This window comes from Nostoc edaphicum CCNP1411, assembly GCF_014023275.1.
GTDB classification, from domain to species: Bacteria; Cyanobacteriota; Cyanobacteriia; order Cyanobacteriales; family Nostocaceae; genus Nostoc; species Nostoc edaphicum_A.
In genome coordinates this window covers 65,824-81,467 of record NZ_CP054694.1, presented here as the reverse complement: position 1 = coordinate 81,467, position 15,644 = coordinate 65,824, and the positions used below count along the sequence as shown (strand labels likewise).

The window sequence follows — 15,644 nt, the reverse complement described above, 5'->3', positions numbered from 1 at the left end:
CCCCATAATATCTATGCCCTTTAACATTTTTTCTAAACCCCCAAAACCTGAACCCGCAGAGATGACTGGTTTAATCAAAATATCGGGATGTGACAACCCTAAGCGGCGCGGGGATGTGATTTTTGTTCATGGGTTAGGTGGTCACGCACGAGGAACTTGGCATCCACAAGAACTACACAACGATGATAATTTCTGGTTAACGTGGCTTGCACAAGAAAGACCAGATTTAGGTATTTGGTCTTTTGGCTACAAAGCTGAACCCTTTGAGTGGAGAGGTTCAACAATGCCACTCTTTGATAGAGCTAGTAACTTACAAGAATATTTAGAAGTTTATGATTTTGGAAAATACCCAATAATTTTTATCGCTCATAGTATGGGTGGATTATTAGTAAAAGAAATGCTGCGTAATGCTCAGACATTTCAAAAAAAAGCAGTTATTCAACAGACAAAAGGCATTGTATTTCTATCCACTCCTCACACTGGTTCTCATCTTGCTAACTTAGTCGATAAAATTGGTATTTTGGCACGAACCTCTGTCAGTGTTGATGAACTGAAAGTACATATTCCCCAACTGCGTCAACTTAATGAGTGGTATCGGCAAAATGTTGATTTTTTGGAAATTGCTACAAAAGTTTATTTTGAAACAAGACCTACCAGAGGCTTTTTAGTTGTAGACCCAGATAGTGCTAACCCAGCCATCAAAGATGTCCAACCTACCGCTACAGATGACGACCATCTTTCTATCACCAAGCCAAAATCAACAGAGAATTTAGTCTACAAGGGAGTGAGTCAGTTTATTAAGCAACAATTGCTAATTAATCTGGGCACGGTTGAACAAGCAACACCAAAAGTAAAAGAGAATAATTCCTCAGTGATTTTTGAAAATACTGATGGTCAAGTTCCTCTTAACTCCCCCTTTTATATCGAGCGTCCAGAGGTGGAAATTAAATGTTATGAGTCTATCCTCCAACCAGGGGCGTTAATCCGCATAAAAGCGCCGCAAAAGATGGGGAAAACTTCTTTAATGAGCCGTATTCTTAACCATAGTAAACAAAAAGGTTATCGCACAGTTTCTCTTAATTTATGGAGTAAAGAAAATCTTACCGATCTCAGTAATTTTTTACAGGCATTCTGTGCAACTCTGAGTTATGAATTAGGGCTAGAAGAACAAATAGATAAATATTGGAAAGGACGCTTAAGCAGTCAAGTTAACTGCACTAATTATTTAAAAGACTATTTATTAAAAAATCTTGATGTTCCCCTAGTATTAGGCTTAGATGATATTGATAAGATTTTTCCTTATCCCGAAATTGCTCAAGAATTTTTTGCTCTACTCCGAGCTTGGCATGAAAACGGTAAAAATGAAGAAATTTGGCAAAAATTGCGTTTAGTAATTGCACATTCTCAAGAAGTATATGTTTCCTTAAATGTCAATCAATCCCCCTTTAATGTGGGGTTATCTGTCGAAATAGGAGAATTTAATCCCATACAAATAAAAGAATTAGTCGAACGACATAAATTAAATTGGTCAGAGACACAAATCGGACAATTAAGGGGAATGATTGATGGTCATCCTTATTTATTAAGGACTGCTCTTTATCAAATCGCCACAGGTAATTTAACTTTAGAACAATTTCTGAAAGTTGCCCCCACTGACGAAGGATTATTTAGAGGCTTTTTACATCCCTATCTTTCACTGCTGGAAGAAGATAAGTTGTTAAAAACAGCGCTCCAAAAAGTGATCAATAGTGATATTCCTGTAAAGTTGTTAGATTCTGTACAAAGTTTTAAATTACGCAGTCTAGGCTTAATTGAATTTAAAGGAAATGAAGTTCAATGCCTTTGTAATTTATATCGCTTTTATTTCCGAGAACGCCTATCCGAATAATTACACCAGGATTTCATCTGGCAAGTAGCTGTATTTATCTCACTGGCACAATGCCCGTCGTAGACATCGCTCTCACCAAGAACAGCATTGTTTTCCACTTTGTAGTGCTACTTTAGCACTACGAGTTTTTGTCTTGTGATCGCTATGCTTCCGTGATTAACTCCCTCAGAACACCAGCCTCCACTGCTCCCTGTGCCTGTCTTAACACGATAAATTTGCTTAACTGAACCGTATTGAGATATAGAACAACAATTGTCCAATATTGGCGGCTATAAAAGGACACTTGCCACTGTCCTAACCCCATTGATTAAAACGCTTCACCTTCTCCGATCTGAAGCACATTGGGGTAAAAATCATCAAAGGGTCTTTCTACAGTTTCAAAGGCTTCTAAGGCTTGACGTTTATCAATGAACTGGTGCGCTTGTTGCTTATCTAAAATCCAATGATTTCTGATATCAAGGTAGTAACTTACATTATTCTCGTAAATGCCACTTACTACCCAGCGATAATTTCTAGACGGGATCTTAGCATTCATTGTAGACATCTTGCGAGTTAAAGCAGACTCCCTAACTCTGCCACAGCAAGAACAAACATTTTCTTGATGGGCTTTATATTCACAGCATTTATAACACCAGATTGTCTGCATAGAAAGCTATTACTAAGGATGGAATTTCGGACAATAATAACAGCGTCACGCTTGCTGCTGCTACCAGTCAAGTAGAGAGGCAATCAGTGCCTCCTCTTTCAAATCCTGCCCATTCATTTTTTGAGGCAGTCCCAACTCACTCTTCTGTTTTCGTGCAGCCTATAGGGTTAAATTTTTGATATTGTCGATGGTTAAAGTACGATTTTTCAGAACTTCTAGTTTCTGATAGCCGTAACGGTGTATTTGCTCAAAGGTGTAAACTTCTGAATATCCGTTATCCCAATCTATTTTGGCTTTATTACCCTTAACGTCGGTGATCGTCCCAGAACAGCCACCGCTTTTTAGCCGATCTCCTCTAGTCCAAGAACTGTCAGGTGTAGTTTCACTCTCTAATTCCAATTCCACATCGCCTAAAGCTGCGAGTTTTTGAGCAACGATTTGAGGTGAATCAATAGGCCCGGCAGGAGTAACACTTTCTAAATCAAGACATAGCTGCACTGCAACCGGGGATTTCTGTTTCTCGTTGTTAATGCAATTGAAATGCTGTTTATCTAACTTTTGTTGCTGTTGAAAAGCCCAGCGTTGAGCATTATCTTTAAACCATTTGGCAATAACATCAAGAATGGGAGTTTTGTTTTCTCTAACAGGATTGATTTCATTGGGTGCAAAAAGTTCCGGCTGTAATGTCATACCTGAAGGTAACAGATTAAATGCTTCATGCAATAGCTGTTCTAGGTTATGTGCAATATAACCAGTATATTTGCAGACTCGAATATAGGCAGTATGTAGATAATTAGCTACAGTTTTTATGACTGTAATAGCTTTTTCATTATCTAAATTTAGACGTACTAAATGATTGATTGAGCTAGCAGCATTTTTTACAAGACTGTAAACCATTGTCGCTTCAGCTTGTAAAAATAAATATTTGTTATCTTTCTCTAGTCTTGCTAGTTCTTGAAGTGTGGATTTTAAATTTTGAGCTAGGCTTTCAATTGCAGAAAATTTATTTTGGCGGAATTTGATAAAATCTGTCATATTTTATGCCTTGTTTAATAAAATTAGTTGAGCATTTTTAAGGATTAAATATAGCAAGATGCACAGAGATTAAGGTGTATAAATAGGAATTTTATCTAAAACTAATTAATGCTGGATATCTGCCGTAAGTGTCCAATGGTTCGTAACTATGCCGTAGGCTAAGATGCTTTCAGCATGAGGATTGCCGTAATTTGAGCGTATGCCGTACAAAAACAATAAACTACTTGCGTGCAGTCTCTAAAATTTACGGCGCTACGGCAGATACTTTACCAATCAGGTAATAAATAAGTATTGTTTTCACCAGTGTTGAGCTTCTCGAATTGAATTAATTCCTTTAAACCAGCAATTAATTCTTGTTCTGAGTAGCTGGTGAGTCTGTCAGCTTTCTTCAAATCACGTAATGTCTTTGGGACTTTATTTTTCACATTTTGGAAGTATTCTAAAACTTTGCTGGCTACTTCACTTAATTGCTGTTGGTGTTTTGATTCTTTAGTGCTATCATTCAAATCAAATTCCAAGTCGAAAACTCTATCGAGATAAGTTTTTTCATCAGCAATAAAATTAGACTGTTTCGATAATTTAGGCATCAGTGCCACAACAAAACCACCCAGGGAAGCAATCAATATAGGACGTAAGTTTTTATAGGATATGGGTTTGATCTGAAGGTATCTAGATTTAATCTCTTCCCTTTCTTGCTTACCAGGGATAATGTCACCCCTATTTAAAATCAACTCCAGCACCCCATACGATTCTTGTTCTCTAGCATTTTTGATGTACCTGTTACCTAATAACAGTAAATTTAGGCAGAGACGAGTTTGAGAATCCATCTTTTCAATCCCCAATGCACCCAGATTAAAAGACTGAAGGGAAGCAAAAAATTTGGTGTTAAACTCTCTGCCAATCAGTAAGACATCTAGTAATTTACCTCCATAGTTCCAGTCGGAGTAAGCTTTACTGAGTTGGTCAGCGATAACTAACCAATCATCCAAAATCAGTATTAGCGGCGGTAATGATTCCCGCTTATGTTCGGGTAACTGCTTACGTTGTTTGTAGGAGTCGTAAAAGCGATCGATTGTGCGTTTAGCCGCTTCTGGTTGCTCCTGATCAAAGACAATTACTCTACCTTTGTCCCGTAAACCGCAAAAGCTATCATTTTTCGCACTAATTACCCAAATATCAGCACTGTTGTCATCATCCAGAATCCTTTGAATCAGGTAATCAAGGGTAACGGATTTCCCTGAGCCTGGGGCAGCAACTAAGGCAGTAGAACCATCAGAACGGGCTATGGTTTGCAATGTTGTTAGTGCTTCAGTCTCTGATGGGTGAAGATAATCGCCTGTTGACACTGGTTGAGGTGCAAATGTTGACTGTTGTACTTGTTCTTGCACAGTTCCGGGTGTGCTATGTGGTAATTGTGCGGCTGGCTGTTGCTGTGGCTCAAATTTCTCAAAGCTCTGCCCCCCATCTAACAAGTGACCAAATTCGTAATAATCATCAGCCGACATAGCCATGAGTAGGGCTGTCTGCTGTTGTGGGGTAATGCTAGCTATAAACTGCTGTCTGGCTTCTGCGATTTTGACACCACGCAAGTATTTCAGCAGTTCGTTACCAGACAGGTTTAACAGTTGCTCACCAAGTTTTACGCTTTTTGATGCTCTAATACCTTCAAACTGTTTGGTAGCTCGGTAATGAGGTCTGATATCTGCCAGATAATCCTGTGCCTTACTGGTTGCCCATAACCCTATCCCCCCGAACGCGATCGCTGCAATACCCAAATGAATCTTAAATGGGTTGTCGGCTGGCAGTTCGCGCAATACGTACAAGCTTTCATGCTGGAGGAATGCCCAAGGGTTAAAGTTTGGGTTGCTTGTCCGGTACTGATTAGCCTTCAAATATGGTTCTGGGATTTGCGATCGCTGTTCATAGCGACAATACTTTTTACCCAGCAATAGTTTTTCTGGATTGCCCTCACCAGCTTGGATGGGTGCATCGTGGATTCTGGCTGATTTTGGGTAGAAACAGATGTCTTTTTTAGCTATGCCGTCGCCGATATGGGCAGCTATGCCACAAACTACAGCACTTGCCACAGACAGTTTGACAGCCAAACCTAAACGCGGTGGCAGGCTGTAGGAGCGCTGATTTAGTTCTGCTGGTTTAACATCTTTCATTATCTCTTTTTCCGTAAAAATAAGTACAATGTAATAGCTGCACATACGGAAAAGCCCAGCAAGAAGCCAAAATGATTTTGACTAGGTTGCTGAATACCTTCAAACTCTCTCACCTGCTGAGTAAATACTTGAAAACTGCCACGGGCTACAAAGTCCATCTGTTGGGCATCCCCGGTTAGCTTCCAAGAACTAGCAGCCAGCATCGCGGTGCGAGTCACACCAATAGCCAACTTTTGACGATTGGTAATTTTGGGAATCAAACCATTTTCAAAGCGCAAGTAGCAGAGGGTAGCAGCGAAAGAAGCACCCACTGGTAAGCCAGCAATAACGGCGGGGAACAGTCCCACACTGCCAGCCAGATACAGAGATTGCGTTGACGTGAGTTGAAAACCTGCTAAAACTGCACCTTGGGCAATACCACGAAATATAGTGATAGAACTGTCAATTTCTGCGATCGCCTGTTGGACTTGTTCACTGTCGTATTCATCGCCAGTTACGGAGGTAGGCGAATCGTCAACAATCTCAGCATCAAAATAAATAGGCGTTTTCTGATTTTTGGTTAGCATTGGCCAAACCTTGTAAAGAGTTATCCCCAGGGGTGAACCCTGGGAATTTACTTGTTAGTCAATCAACCGTCTAAAGAAACCTTTCACCCCTCGCATGGCGTTAGAACCGTGTCTGTGGATGTCTTTTAGTGTTTCTTTAGCTCTGTCTGTGGGTGAAAGTCCTTGCTGTTTGTCCTTTACCTGCTGCCAAACCTGAGATTGTGCTTTGGTAGCGTCAATCTCAATGACTCTGAGGGCGGCACGGTGCGATTCACCAAGCAGGTTGAGCGTCCGTCCGTGCCGAAACTGTTCTTGGGCTAGCTGGTTGTCAGATGCAATAACTTTTTCCTGTAGGCCATAGCCCAAACGCACATCGCTGACTCTGACTTTTGACCAACCATCAGCCATTTTGTTGATGCTTGTACCTGCGGCGGTGAGAAACTGGGTTTCTTCTGCCATAACAGCTTCAGTTGCCTGCAACCCTTGGTTTAAGTTACCGAATACCGCCTTGGCATTTTGGGCGCGTTGGGTTTGCTTAATTCTGAAATCTGCCACCTCTGCGGCGGCGGTCTTGTTGCCGTCGAGTGCTTGGAATATGGTTTCTTGGCTGATGTTCGTTAAGGACTGTAAAGCAGCGTATGTGACGGGTGCATCCAGCTTGAGTTTTACTGTTTTGCTCATGTTTGCTCCTCTGCCCAAATAATTAAACCTCGTTTATCCAACTCATCCAGGCTGACAGCATTGATTTCTTCTACCACCTCATCTGGCAAGATTCGCATCAGCAATTTCATCAAAACCTTCATAGCTATTCACCCCAATAATTCATCTCACCCAGTCTGGATTGGATGGATTCAGCACGTTCAATCACATCCTCGCCAATGCCCAATTCCTGCATTACCTGAAACGGGTAATCTTCACCCTCCGCCAGTGCAAAAATCAGATTGTCAGGGACTAACCCACCTAAATTAGCTAAAAACTGCCCGTGAGCTAGGGGATGCGGTGTATCATCAATAGTTTGATAGCTGTCATAAGCTCCTGTTGAGTCCCAAGTCTCATTCTGCAAATATGGCAGCGTCTCTTGAATAATCTGCTGATCTTCAGTGGTTCTGCCTAAATCTGGTTTCGAGGGATCATCATTAGCCACAATGGAGGCGGCTGAGTGTGCCAGTTCCGGGGCGCATCCATTGTTAGTTAGCGCGTTCAGGGCTGCAAAGAAGATGTTGTCGCTCATCTTGTAAAATCCTTATATATTGATACCTGATGCTGTTGGCAGGCGATTCGCATTACTGATTGGCGTTAGTGGGTGCGAATCGCCTTTGATTTGACATTCAGATTGCAAGGTATTGAAAAACTGACTAACATCACCCAGAGTGATATCACAATAAAATTGCAAAGCTTGGTATTGTGGATGTTGAAGAATTTGTGTGAGCAATTGTTGGATTTGTACAATCAATTGGGGTAATGATTGCCGACTCATATTCACCTCAAAATAAGGACAATTGCTGTGATTGTTGATTGACGACAGAACTGTTTGTAGATAAGCCTTCTACCGCATAACAACGAGTAGTTAAAGCTTTATCATTCAGCTTGATATCTGCCTTCTTCTTCTCTCCAGAAAGAGGACGGAAGATATACTGTGGAGCTTTGACTGTGCCTGTTTTTTCTAGATATCGGTACAAAGTTCTATCTATTTGATAAACGCCCGATTGAGTCAGTAATGTTGAATCATGGATGCGAGTGAGATTTTGCATTAGTTTTCACTCCCACCTTTTAACGAACGAACAAGAGTGTCACCGTAGTTCACCAACAGGATGGTAAATAATTGTGAATATGTATTAATTCCTGTTTGCTCAATGATTTCCTTGGCTTTAGGTATGTGCTTCTCGTCCAAGACTACACGGGTCTGATTCATAACTTAAGACTCCTAACTAATAGCTGACCTTTCAGTTTTTCGGTCGTTTGTTCTTGTGGAGAGATTTGTGGAGTTAATGCAAGATTTTCTGTTTCAATTTTTTGAATCTGAGGCAAAACATTCATCGTATTGCCTGCTAGATATTCACTAATCAAGAGATTTGTGGCAGATGTGACGCTAATTCCCCTCTCTGTTGCATATTGAGACACCCAGGCTTGATGACGTTCATCTAGTCTGACTTTGGGGTTAATTGTCCCTGTTTGGGGCAGATACGAAAGCTTGAGAGACCATTGATGTTTGATTGCGTCCAATAGCAGATTTACAGTGTCACTCAGTTTGGAATAGTTAAGTGAAAGACGGACTCCTTCAACTTTGCTGGCGACTTGAGCCGCTAAACGTACTTGCATTTTACATAGCCAACAATGCTTGAATGTTTGATAGTTGTGGATTGGCAGGAATGTAGAACCCTTGTTTTGCACTCAGCTTTTGACGGACTAAATTTGCACATCCACCAATCAGCATCACGTTAGTAACGTCTGCAAGATAGTCATTAGCAGCTGTAGAGATGCTGTCCATCAGATTGTTAAACCAGTTTTCTAACAACCCTGGAAAGACTGAGCTAAAGTCATATTTACGTCCGTAAGTGAAAGAACCGTCTGCGATCGCGTCCATCATCTTCGCCACTTTAAAAGCAACGTTATCGCGCTTGGCGTAACTCTGCATCAAATCACTATTGATGATGTCGTTAGCCAGAGAGACACCGCCCACTTTGGGAATTGAACGACGGGTGAGAACTTCCGAGGATGGGGTAATGACAACATAATTAGTTGTACCGCCACCGATATCAATAGCGAGTGTGTCGCCGTCCATGTCAAGCTTGCCGTTTCTGTAAGCATTAATTACAGCAACATCTGTCTCAAGGAAAAATTCAACGTTTTTGATTCGGTGTCTGTAGTTTGTGCCGTTGACGTTAATTTGATGCTCTGCAACTAGAGTCCGTCTGATTGTGTCTTCGTGCCATTGAGAATGTTCTGGGACGAGAAAGCGGACAACACCATCAAAATCCTGCCGCAATCCAGCCAAGGTGAACGGTTTAAAGAATTCTGGCAGGTCTTTACCCCTTTCTGCTGCGGTTTGTGAATTTTTCTGCTTAGTAGCGCGGTCTCCGAGGACTAAAACCTTATCATCAAGTTTGACAGAGGGTGAATTATCAGTGTCCAAATCTCTAGCACTGGTATAAGTCACATCTTGGAAGACTGAACGGATGACGCGAGGTTTTTCACCTTTGAGGGCGGTGATACTGCTGTAGTTTCCGATATCTGCACAGTAAATATTGATCACTTGCAATCTCCTGATAAAGCTAGTAGCAGCCGTTTTTGGCTGTTGCTAACCTTTGCAGATAGCTATATCGGTTGTGATTGTTTTGTTTACTTATTAATACAGACATTTACAGAGGTGTATTACCTCAAAATTACCTATCACGTCCTGGCTTTTATGGTTTTGTTATGAACTGTTCTTTTAACGTCTATTAAGAGTATAGCTAGTTAGCTGACTAACTAGCAAGCTGCTTAAGCATTTAAACATCTTATCCGTTTAATGATAAAATATCGATCAGCTTATATGTTAGCTAGCTAGCTGACTAGCTGCTATATTATTGAAGTGAAAGAGTTTGGTAGATGAAATTGATCTGTAAACTAAAAAATTTAATGGAAAAAGAAGGGATTAGCCAATTAGCGCTCTCTCAAGCCACAGGACTAGCACCTGGTACGGTTGGAAAACTGTATAGAAATCAAGTCAATAGGATAGACGAGAGAACAATTAAGGAAATTTGTAAATACTTTCGCCTAAAGAGTGTTTCAGATTTATTTGAAATTGAATGGGAGGAAGCAGACTAGGTTAAGAAACTGCATAGTCCCTATTTGCCATTGTTCAAGCTTCAGGTATTCGCTTTACGCATATCAACATAATAACTAATGTGTAACTAAAATGGTGTCACTATAGTTTCACTTTAGTATCACAGTTTTAAATATCTTATTCAAAAACTATTAGACTTGCTGATACTAATGTGGTATCACTTTAGTTAGAGTAGACGTAATCAATCTAATGTAGAGATAGAAAAAATTATGATTACTTTCATGCCCCGCCAGAAAAAACCGACAACAAATAGGACAACTCGATATTTAAATGAAATCGTTGAGGCTCTGGACAAATACGCAGAAGACCAAATGATTAGTTCTAATGCGGCCGTAAATAAACTTTTAAAAGACCGATTAACCGAATTGGGATATATGCAACAAAACTAACACTCGCCAAACGTGACGAAGGAAAATCAACCAAACAAGCCAGATTATGATTTTGATCTAGTGACAGACCCAAGGGACTGGTCAGCACGTCAATAAAAACAAAATTAACTCAATGCCTTCAAAAGACGTAAATACAAGAAATGGGTTGATTGCAGCATGAAGGAAACATCATTAAAATTACTTAACATTTCAGGAGGGCTATTTAAAAAAGCGACCACTCCAACCAAGGAGCGATCGCTGTTTGTATGTAATTGTTTAAATGTTCGCTTGAATGTTTTAAGCCTACAAGACCAGACAGACAAATCTGTTTTTATACGGTCGAGCCGCTTTTCATGCTACTCTAGCGAGAGTAAGTCTGCACGTAAAACTACAGTTAGTTTTTACAAGGGAGGTAGTAACGACCAAAACAGCATATTCAGATAGTCAGAATAAATGTGAGTCGTTGTAGAACTGTTTCGGTGCCATAAAGACTGTGCCGGTCAAAACACCAAATTGTTCCAAACTGACGAGGACTCACCACTCGTAATCAACCTGTGTGTACTTACCAACCTATCACTTGTACTTGTACAAGTACCTGCTGGCTGTCTGTTGCCAATATTAGCACACAGGCGGGATACTTTATGCTTTTTTTTGGACAAATAGTAAAAAAAGCATCTACCGCGACAATTGATCCCAACTCTGAATTCAAGCGGAGTATTGGCAAAAGCTATTGAGCCAAAAATAATTAAGGGATGATTCTCCGGCTAGATGCCTCGCAGAAGAGGATAACGTCGTGAATAATGGATTTTTTCAATCAAAAACTGCACTTTTTTTTCTTAAAAAAATAATACAGAGGGCTGATTTCTGCTTTCTTTACTACCCACAAGCTAGCGCCAGGTATTACACCAGTCGCTGGTCAAGTTGTGTCAAGTAGGTAAAAAAAAGAAATCGGCTAGCTGCCCACACGCCAGACATACGTTTAGCGGTTAACGACTAACCGGCAATATTTTTAAAGCAATTTCAATGTAGCAATGTCTGGGTCATAAAGGCAAAATTAGTGCAACTTAAATCAGGTGACATCAACCCTCTAAAACTGACTATGAGAGCTTCAGGCTAAGAATTACAGCCATTTTCACAAGAAAATTAATTTTTGAGCAAATTGGAAAATTTTTGTTTGTAGCCGTTGGTGACATTTGATATAAACACCGCTAATGAACCTTCAAATGAGAGGGTAGGGGGTAGGGTTTAAGAACCAAGAAGGGCTTAGGGTATTGGATGTTGGGTGTAGGAAAAGATTATCGATTACACCCTACGCCAAGACCCCAGACCACAAAAGATACACCCCGAACCTAAAAAGTGTGGGTAGCTCCGATGAACCAATCATCATCATCGGAGAGAGAAAAATGGCAAAAGCCAAAGCAAACACAGCAGCACAATCTACCCTAGAGCCATTAGATCAACTAGGACAAAGGTTTCTAGAATACTTCCATCATGGTTGGGGATTCATCTATGCCCCCACCCCAAAAAGTGGTGAACGCCCACAGTGGCAAACAGAAACCCGCTACCCCTTACAGCCGCGTAACCTGTGGCAACAATACTTAAACCCCGATGTCTTAATAGGACTGCGGTTTACCAAACAAACCAACTACCTACTAATAGACCTAGACAGAAAAAGCCAGCTACACCCATCAAACAGCCAAATAAAATACCGACAGCTACTAGCCAGCCTAGAAGAAATCGGCTTATGCAGACCAATACCCATACAATCAAGTGATAGTGGCGGACTGCATATATATTATTTCCTAGAAGAAAAACAACATTCCTATACCTTAGCCTGTGCCATCCAGCAGACCCTAGAAGCAGCAGGCTTCAAAATCAAAGGAGGAGAACTAGAAATATTCCCCAACTGCAAAGTGTACAGCAAAGGCAGCCCCAGTAACTTTAACGCCCATCGCTTACCCTTACAGACAGGCTCATACATACTCGACGATTGCCTAGAACCGTGGTCAGACGACATCGAAGACTTCCTCAACGCCGCCGACTGGTCAGCAAAAGGGCAAGACTACGAAGCATTAGCCCAAGCACTAGTCCGAGCCAACAGCAAAAAAATTATAAAATTCCCCTACCGTCAGCGCAGTGCAGCCGAGCAATGGAAGCAAGACCTACAACAACGCATCTCTGAAGGATGGACAGGAAACGGACAGACCAACGAACTGCTCAAAGACATAGCGTGTTACGGCATAGTCTTTCGCCAATTAAGCGGACAGACACTAGTAGATCATATAGTGATCACAGCCTGCCAATCCCCAGGTTATGTAAACTGGTGTCGCCACCAACACGAAATCGAACAACGAGCCAAAGAATGGGCAAGGTGCTGTGAAGGATTTTACACCCCGTACCCAGGCACACCGCAACGGGTAAACAGTTATAAAGAACAATTTGGCAGAGTAGATGAAAATAAAATTATCAACCTGCACCCTAATGAACAACGTCAGCAAGAGACAATAGAGCGGATTCGTTCTATTGTTGCACAGTTACAACAAACTCTAACATTTCCAGAACGGACAAGCGATCGCGCTCTAGCAATAATCGCCGCATCCAAAGCCCAGTATGGCAAAGGAGTAAGTCAGACAACCCTGCACAAACCAATATACCTACCCCTATGGCATCCCGACCATCAAGAAAAAAACGCATCAAAACAGCCTGTAAATGACCTTCTAGAAAGCAACACAGCGATTTTATATCCTGAAAAATATCCCCAAATACCAGACCCGTGGTTAGAAGAATCGCAGTCTGAAACTCAGACCAAACAAGGGATACAGGAGCAAACAGCAAAAATTTACACACTCCCCCCATATATGAAGGTTTTGTACTTGAGTTCAGCTAAAGCGTTGCCGCCAGCAACGCAAGAAGCTGAACTTAATCAAATTCAAGAATCTTCTCAAATTCAAATTCAAGAATTTTCTCCCAGTTTTAATTCTTCAGATCCTAGTTCTAATTCTTCAGAAATTTCAAATTTTACCAATCATAAGCAAAACCTATACCAACCTTTCCGAAGCGAATCGTTTGATGACAATAAGCAAGACTTATCAAATGAGGAAACAATTACTGGGTTAGGTATTTCAGACGTAGTAACCACTGCTCATAGTGATGTTGATAGCACTTGTGAAAACACTTTAGAGGGTGAACATACCTCAGAAGCCGAACCCTCTGTACCAGTTTCTATACCAACTACTACACATCCGAATTTCAGGTGTGTAGATTCACTACCCATTCCTGTAGAAGCAGATGATCCACTTGAACAGCAAACCTTTAGCCCAGATGATTACCGTCAGGCAATCAGACTGAAACTTCAGGCAACTGCTCAAGCACGTCATTGGCTGAAATTATACTGCACTATAGAAAAGTTATCCTTCCTGCCCCAGGAGCGAATCAAACTAGAAAAGGTGGCCATGCGTCTGCTAATGCTAGAATCGCCGTCGCTGATTTTACAACAGGAAGCGCAGGAATGGCTGGCAAGTAACCCCTCTGCCCTAGAGATGGCAGAGCGTTTAAAACAAAGCAGACATGACTACAAGCTATAGAATTTGCGATCGTGCAGGCTTTTGATTAAAAATGATTGACTTAACTGCAAAAACTCAATAAAAACCCCACAATTAAGTGGGGAAATTAGAACCTGGATGTTTAGAACAAATGTACTATACAGTGTGATAGAAAGCAAATTTTTTGCAGTGTTTTTTTTCTAAACGTAGTATTTCGGAAAATGTTACTCAATCGGCATTAAGATAAAGCCTTTAAATTTTTCTATCTATGAACCATTTTTATAAAAAATTAACAAAAATAAATTGCCCCATTCTGAATAAACAAGAGCATAAAAGCGGTTAAAGATGTGCAACGGTGCAACCATAGGTGCGTTGTTGTGACTGATTTTAGTTTTTATGGCATTTTTGTCATAAAAAAGATAATTATGTCCCAGAAATGGGCATCATGACATCAAAATAACTGTTTTTGATGCCAAGCATAGATATTAAATGATGTCTAATAAAAATAGATAAATAAAGCTGTAGTAAAATTTATTTTTGTATAAGTGAAATAAATAGTAAATTTTGCACAAGTAAAGTCTTTTGTCAACTATTCATAGTAATAAAAGTTTTCCTAAAATCGGGTTTAATAGTAAAAAAATATATAGAAATTTGAATTAAATTTACAAAACTGGTTTGGTTCTAGTTAGTTGCACTAGAGTTTCTTTATTGTTCCTTTGCAAAATAATTGATTTTGACAGGAAATCAGATTTATCCCTAGTAATTAAAGTGTGTCTTTTTGGCAAAGGACAGTTAAGCAGTTTCCTAGTCTTTGTTATGCAGATAAAACACTTACCTTTGACTTTGGCTCGGCTCAAAGCATCTATATCAGCAAATGAACGTGCTGATATTAGAGCAACAAAAAATAAAGGTTCAAAAAGCTTATTGAAGATATTTTTTCAGGTACGTTGGCAGCTTGTTTCAGTCACTACAACGCTTTTAATTGGTTTACAATCGAGGGCAGCTAGAGCAGATTCCATATTTTCTAATGCACAAAAAGCAATGGAATGTATAATTACTAGTGCCTCAGCAGGTGGAGCGATTACGAATGCAGTCTTAACTAGTCTGCCAATGATTTTATTTACCGCCTTGACAATAGTTTTATTCGGTTATTTCTGCTTCTCTATTTATCAAGGAGTTGCGGCGTATGGACGTGGTGAAGAAGTTAGTAATGTCATTCAGCAGCCAATTTTTACCTTCATATCTGTGATATTGATTGTAGTATTCCAATCACTGCTTTTTGGCAATAACTCAGCTTGTAGCTAATGACCGAAGAATTCAGGAGTCAGAATAATTTACATTAAGTAAATTCAAAGAATCAAAATCAATTAGTGACAGATACCCTAAATCTGGTTCAGATAAGCTTTTTTCTCTCCCTCTGTTTGCTTGCTCCTCCTGTCTGCTTCAACAAATTAATTTCCATTTTCTTAACTGAACCGTATTGGTAATATCTTGCGGAATTTAGCTATGAAATCATAGCTAAATCAGAATCCATTCTGGCTCCTAAACAGCATTCATTTAACGGCAGTTGCTACAAATAAAAAAATTACGAGGATGCACTGCCTTCTTGATGCTGATAAGCTAATC

18 protein-coding genes are annotated in these 15,644 nt (G+C 40.3%); 5 read left to right on the top strand and 13 right to left on the bottom strand.

Features of this window, described 5'->3' with window-relative positions; translation table 11 throughout:
* The first annotated feature begins 13 nt into the window (after positions 1–13).
* A complete protein-coding gene (locus tag HUN01_RS00575) occupies positions 14–1,888 on the top strand; it encodes an AAA-like domain-containing protein (RefSeq protein WP_181927086.1) in 1,875 nt (624 codons plus the stop codon).
* A 142-nt stretch (positions 1,889–2,030) separates the two neighbouring features.
* Here the strand turns inward: HUN01_RS00575 and HUN01_RS00570 are convergent, their stop codons facing one another.
* The 13 genes from HUN01_RS00570 to HUN01_RS00515 all read right to left on the bottom strand — a co-directional run bounded on the left by HUN01_RS00570 (position 2,031) and on the right by HUN01_RS00515 (position 9,535).
* A complete protein-coding gene (locus tag HUN01_RS00570) occupies positions 2,031–2,192 on the bottom strand; it encodes a hypothetical protein (RefSeq protein WP_181927085.1) in 162 nt (53 codons plus the stop codon).
* A 3-nt stretch (positions 2,193–2,195) separates the two neighbouring features.
* The gene (locus tag HUN01_RS00565; RefSeq protein WP_238845316.1) at positions 2,196–2,423 is read right to left on the bottom strand and encodes a hypothetical protein; all 228 of its coding nucleotides are present in this window, start codon (positions 2,421–2,423) and stop codon (positions 2,196–2,198) included.
* A 270-nt stretch (positions 2,424–2,693) separates the two neighbouring features.
* Positions 2,694–3,569, bottom strand: a complete 876-nt coding sequence (locus HUN01_RS00560) for a hypothetical protein (RefSeq protein ID WP_238845314.1) — start codon at positions 3,567–3,569, stop codon at positions 2,694–2,696.
* Positions 3,570–3,835: 266 nt separating this feature from the next.
* Positions 3,836–5,737 (bottom strand): ATP-binding protein, encoded by a 1,902-nt coding sequence (locus tag HUN01_RS00555; RefSeq protein ID WP_238845312.1) that lies wholly within the window; start codon positions 5,735–5,737, stop codon positions 3,836–3,838.
* Positions 5,737–6,303 (bottom strand): hypothetical protein, encoded by a 567-nt coding sequence (locus tag HUN01_RS00550; RefSeq protein ID WP_181927084.1) that lies wholly within the window; start codon positions 6,301–6,303, stop codon positions 5,737–5,739. Before HUN01_RS00550 ends, HUN01_RS00555 begins: the two co-directional genes overlap by 1 nt.
* Before the next feature lie 54 nt (positions 6,304–6,357).
* On the bottom strand, positions 6,358–6,963 hold the full coding sequence (locus tag HUN01_RS00545) for a hypothetical protein (RefSeq protein ID WP_181927083.1): 606 nt from the start codon (positions 6,961–6,963) through the stop codon (positions 6,358–6,360).
* A complete protein-coding gene (locus HUN01_RS35890; RefSeq protein ID WP_257797960.1) occupies positions 6,960–7,085 on the bottom strand; it encodes a hypothetical protein in 126 nt (41 codons plus the stop codon). The genes HUN01_RS00545 and HUN01_RS35890 overlap by 4 nt, the downstream gene beginning before the upstream one ends.
* A 2-nt stretch (positions 7,086–7,087) precedes the next feature.
* Complete coding sequence (locus HUN01_RS00540) at positions 7,088–7,513, bottom strand: hypothetical protein (RefSeq protein WP_181927082.1); 426 nt, start codon at positions 7,511–7,513, stop codon at positions 7,088–7,090.
* Between the two features lie 12 nt (positions 7,514–7,525).
* Entirely contained in the window at positions 7,526–7,759 is a 234-nt protein-coding gene (locus HUN01_RS00535) for a hypothetical protein (protein WP_181927081.1), read from the bottom strand.
* A 7-nt stretch (positions 7,760–7,766) separates the two neighbouring features.
* Positions 7,767–8,033 carry a hypothetical protein gene (locus HUN01_RS00530; protein ID WP_181927080.1) on the bottom strand — a complete coding sequence of 89 codons (267 nt, stop codon included), beginning with the start codon at positions 8,031–8,033 and terminating at the stop codon, positions 7,767–7,769.
* The gene (locus HUN01_RS00525; protein ID WP_181927079.1) at positions 8,033–8,194 is read right to left on the bottom strand and encodes a hypothetical protein; all 162 of its coding nucleotides are present in this window, start codon (positions 8,192–8,194) and stop codon (positions 8,033–8,035) included. The genes HUN01_RS00530 and HUN01_RS00525 overlap by 1 nt, the downstream gene beginning before the upstream one ends.
* Complete coding sequence (locus HUN01_RS00520; RefSeq protein WP_181927078.1) at positions 8,191–8,601, bottom strand: hypothetical protein; 411 nt, start codon at positions 8,599–8,601, stop codon at positions 8,191–8,193. The genes HUN01_RS00525 and HUN01_RS00520 overlap by 4 nt, the downstream gene beginning before the upstream one ends.
* Before the next feature lies 1 nt (position 8,602).
* On the bottom strand, positions 8,603–9,535 hold the full coding sequence (locus HUN01_RS00515; RefSeq protein ID WP_181927077.1) for a ParM/StbA family protein: 933 nt from the start codon (positions 9,533–9,535) through the stop codon (positions 8,603–8,605).
* Positions 9,536–9,900: 365 nt separating this feature from the next.
* Between HUN01_RS00515 and HUN01_RS00510 the strand changes: the two genes are divergently transcribed.
* The 4 genes from HUN01_RS00510 to HUN01_RS00495 all read left to right on the top strand — a co-directional run bounded on the left by HUN01_RS00510 (position 9,901) and on the right by HUN01_RS00495 (position 15,323).
* On the top strand, positions 9,901–10,089 hold the full coding sequence (locus HUN01_RS00510) for a helix-turn-helix domain-containing protein (protein ID WP_238845310.1): 189 nt from the start codon (positions 9,901–9,903) through the stop codon (positions 10,087–10,089).
* A gap of 228 nt (positions 10,090–10,317) precedes the next feature.
* Positions 10,318–10,497, top strand: coding sequence for a hypothetical protein (locus HUN01_RS00505; protein WP_238845308.1), 180 nt, complete (start codon positions 10,318–10,320; stop codon positions 10,495–10,497).
* Between the two features lie 1,382 nt (positions 10,498–11,879).
* Positions 11,880–14,060: a bifunctional DNA primase/polymerase gene (locus HUN01_RS00500; protein ID WP_181927075.1), complete on the top strand. Its 2,181-nt coding sequence runs from the start codon at positions 11,880–11,882 to the stop codon at positions 14,058–14,060.
* 774 nt (positions 14,061–14,834) lie between these two features.
* On the top strand, positions 14,835–15,323 hold the full coding sequence (locus tag HUN01_RS00495; RefSeq protein WP_181927074.1) for a hypothetical protein: 489 nt from the start codon (positions 14,835–14,837) through the stop codon (positions 15,321–15,323).
* The last annotated feature ends 321 nt before the right edge of the window (positions 15,324–15,644 follow it).

Bases quoted from the DNA above. Each gene is read 5' to 3' on its own strand.
- HUN01_RS00510 (WP_238845310.1), top strand. From the start codon at position 9,901: ATGGAAAAAGAAGGGATTAGCCAATTAGCGCTCTCTCAAGCCACAGGA.
- HUN01_RS00530 (WP_181927080.1), bottom strand. From the start codon at position 8,033: ATGCAAAATCTCACTCGCATCCATGATTCAACATTACTGACTCAATCG.
- HUN01_RS35890 (WP_257797960.1), bottom strand. From the start codon at position 7,085: ATGAAGGTTTTGATGAAATTGCTGATGCGAATCTTGCCAGATGAGGTG.
- HUN01_RS00535 (WP_181927081.1), bottom strand. From the start codon at position 7,759: ATGAGTCGGCAATCATTACCCCAATTGATTGTACAAATCCAACAATTG.
- HUN01_RS00550 (WP_181927084.1), bottom strand. From the start codon at position 6,303: ATGCTAACCAAAAATCAGAAAACGCCTATTTATTTTGATGCTGAGATT.
- HUN01_RS00555 (WP_238845312.1), bottom strand. From the start codon at position 5,737: ATGAAAGATGTTAAACCAGCAGAACTAAATCAGCGCTCCTACAGCCTG.
- HUN01_RS00575 (WP_181927086.1), top strand. From the start codon at position 14: ATGCCCTTTAACATTTTTTCTAAACCCCCAAAACCTGAACCCGCAGAG.
- HUN01_RS00565 (WP_238845316.1), bottom strand. From the start codon at position 2,423: ATGAATGCTAAGATCCCGTCTAGAAATTATCGCTGGGTAGTAAGTGGC.
- HUN01_RS00500 (WP_181927075.1), top strand. From the start codon at position 11,880: ATGGCAAAAGCCAAAGCAAACACAGCAGCACAATCTACCCTAGAGCCA.
- HUN01_RS00545 (WP_181927083.1), bottom strand. From the start codon at position 6,963: ATGAGCAAAACAGTAAAACTCAAGCTGGATGCACCCGTCACATACGCT.
- HUN01_RS00525 (WP_181927079.1), bottom strand. From the start codon at position 8,194: ATGAATCAGACCCGTGTAGTCTTGGACGAGAAGCACATACCTAAAGCC.
- HUN01_RS00560 (WP_238845314.1), bottom strand. From the start codon at position 3,569: ATGACAGATTTTATCAAATTCCGCCAAAATAAATTTTCTGCAATTGAA.
- HUN01_RS00505 (WP_238845308.1), top strand. From the start codon at position 10,318: ATGATTACTTTCATGCCCCGCCAGAAAAAACCGACAACAAATAGGACA.
- HUN01_RS00570 (WP_181927085.1), bottom strand. From the start codon at position 2,192: ATGGGGTTAGGACAGTGGCAAGTGTCCTTTTATAGCCGCCAATATTGG.
- HUN01_RS00540 (WP_181927082.1), bottom strand. From the start codon at position 7,513: ATGAGCGACAACATCTTCTTTGCAGCCCTGAACGCGCTAACTAACAAT.
- HUN01_RS00495 (WP_181927074.1), top strand. From the start codon at position 14,835: ATGCAGATAAAACACTTACCTTTGACTTTGGCTCGGCTCAAAGCATCT.
- HUN01_RS00520 (WP_181927078.1), bottom strand. From the start codon at position 8,601: ATGCAAGTACGTTTAGCGGCTCAAGTCGCCAGCAAAGTTGAAGGAGTC.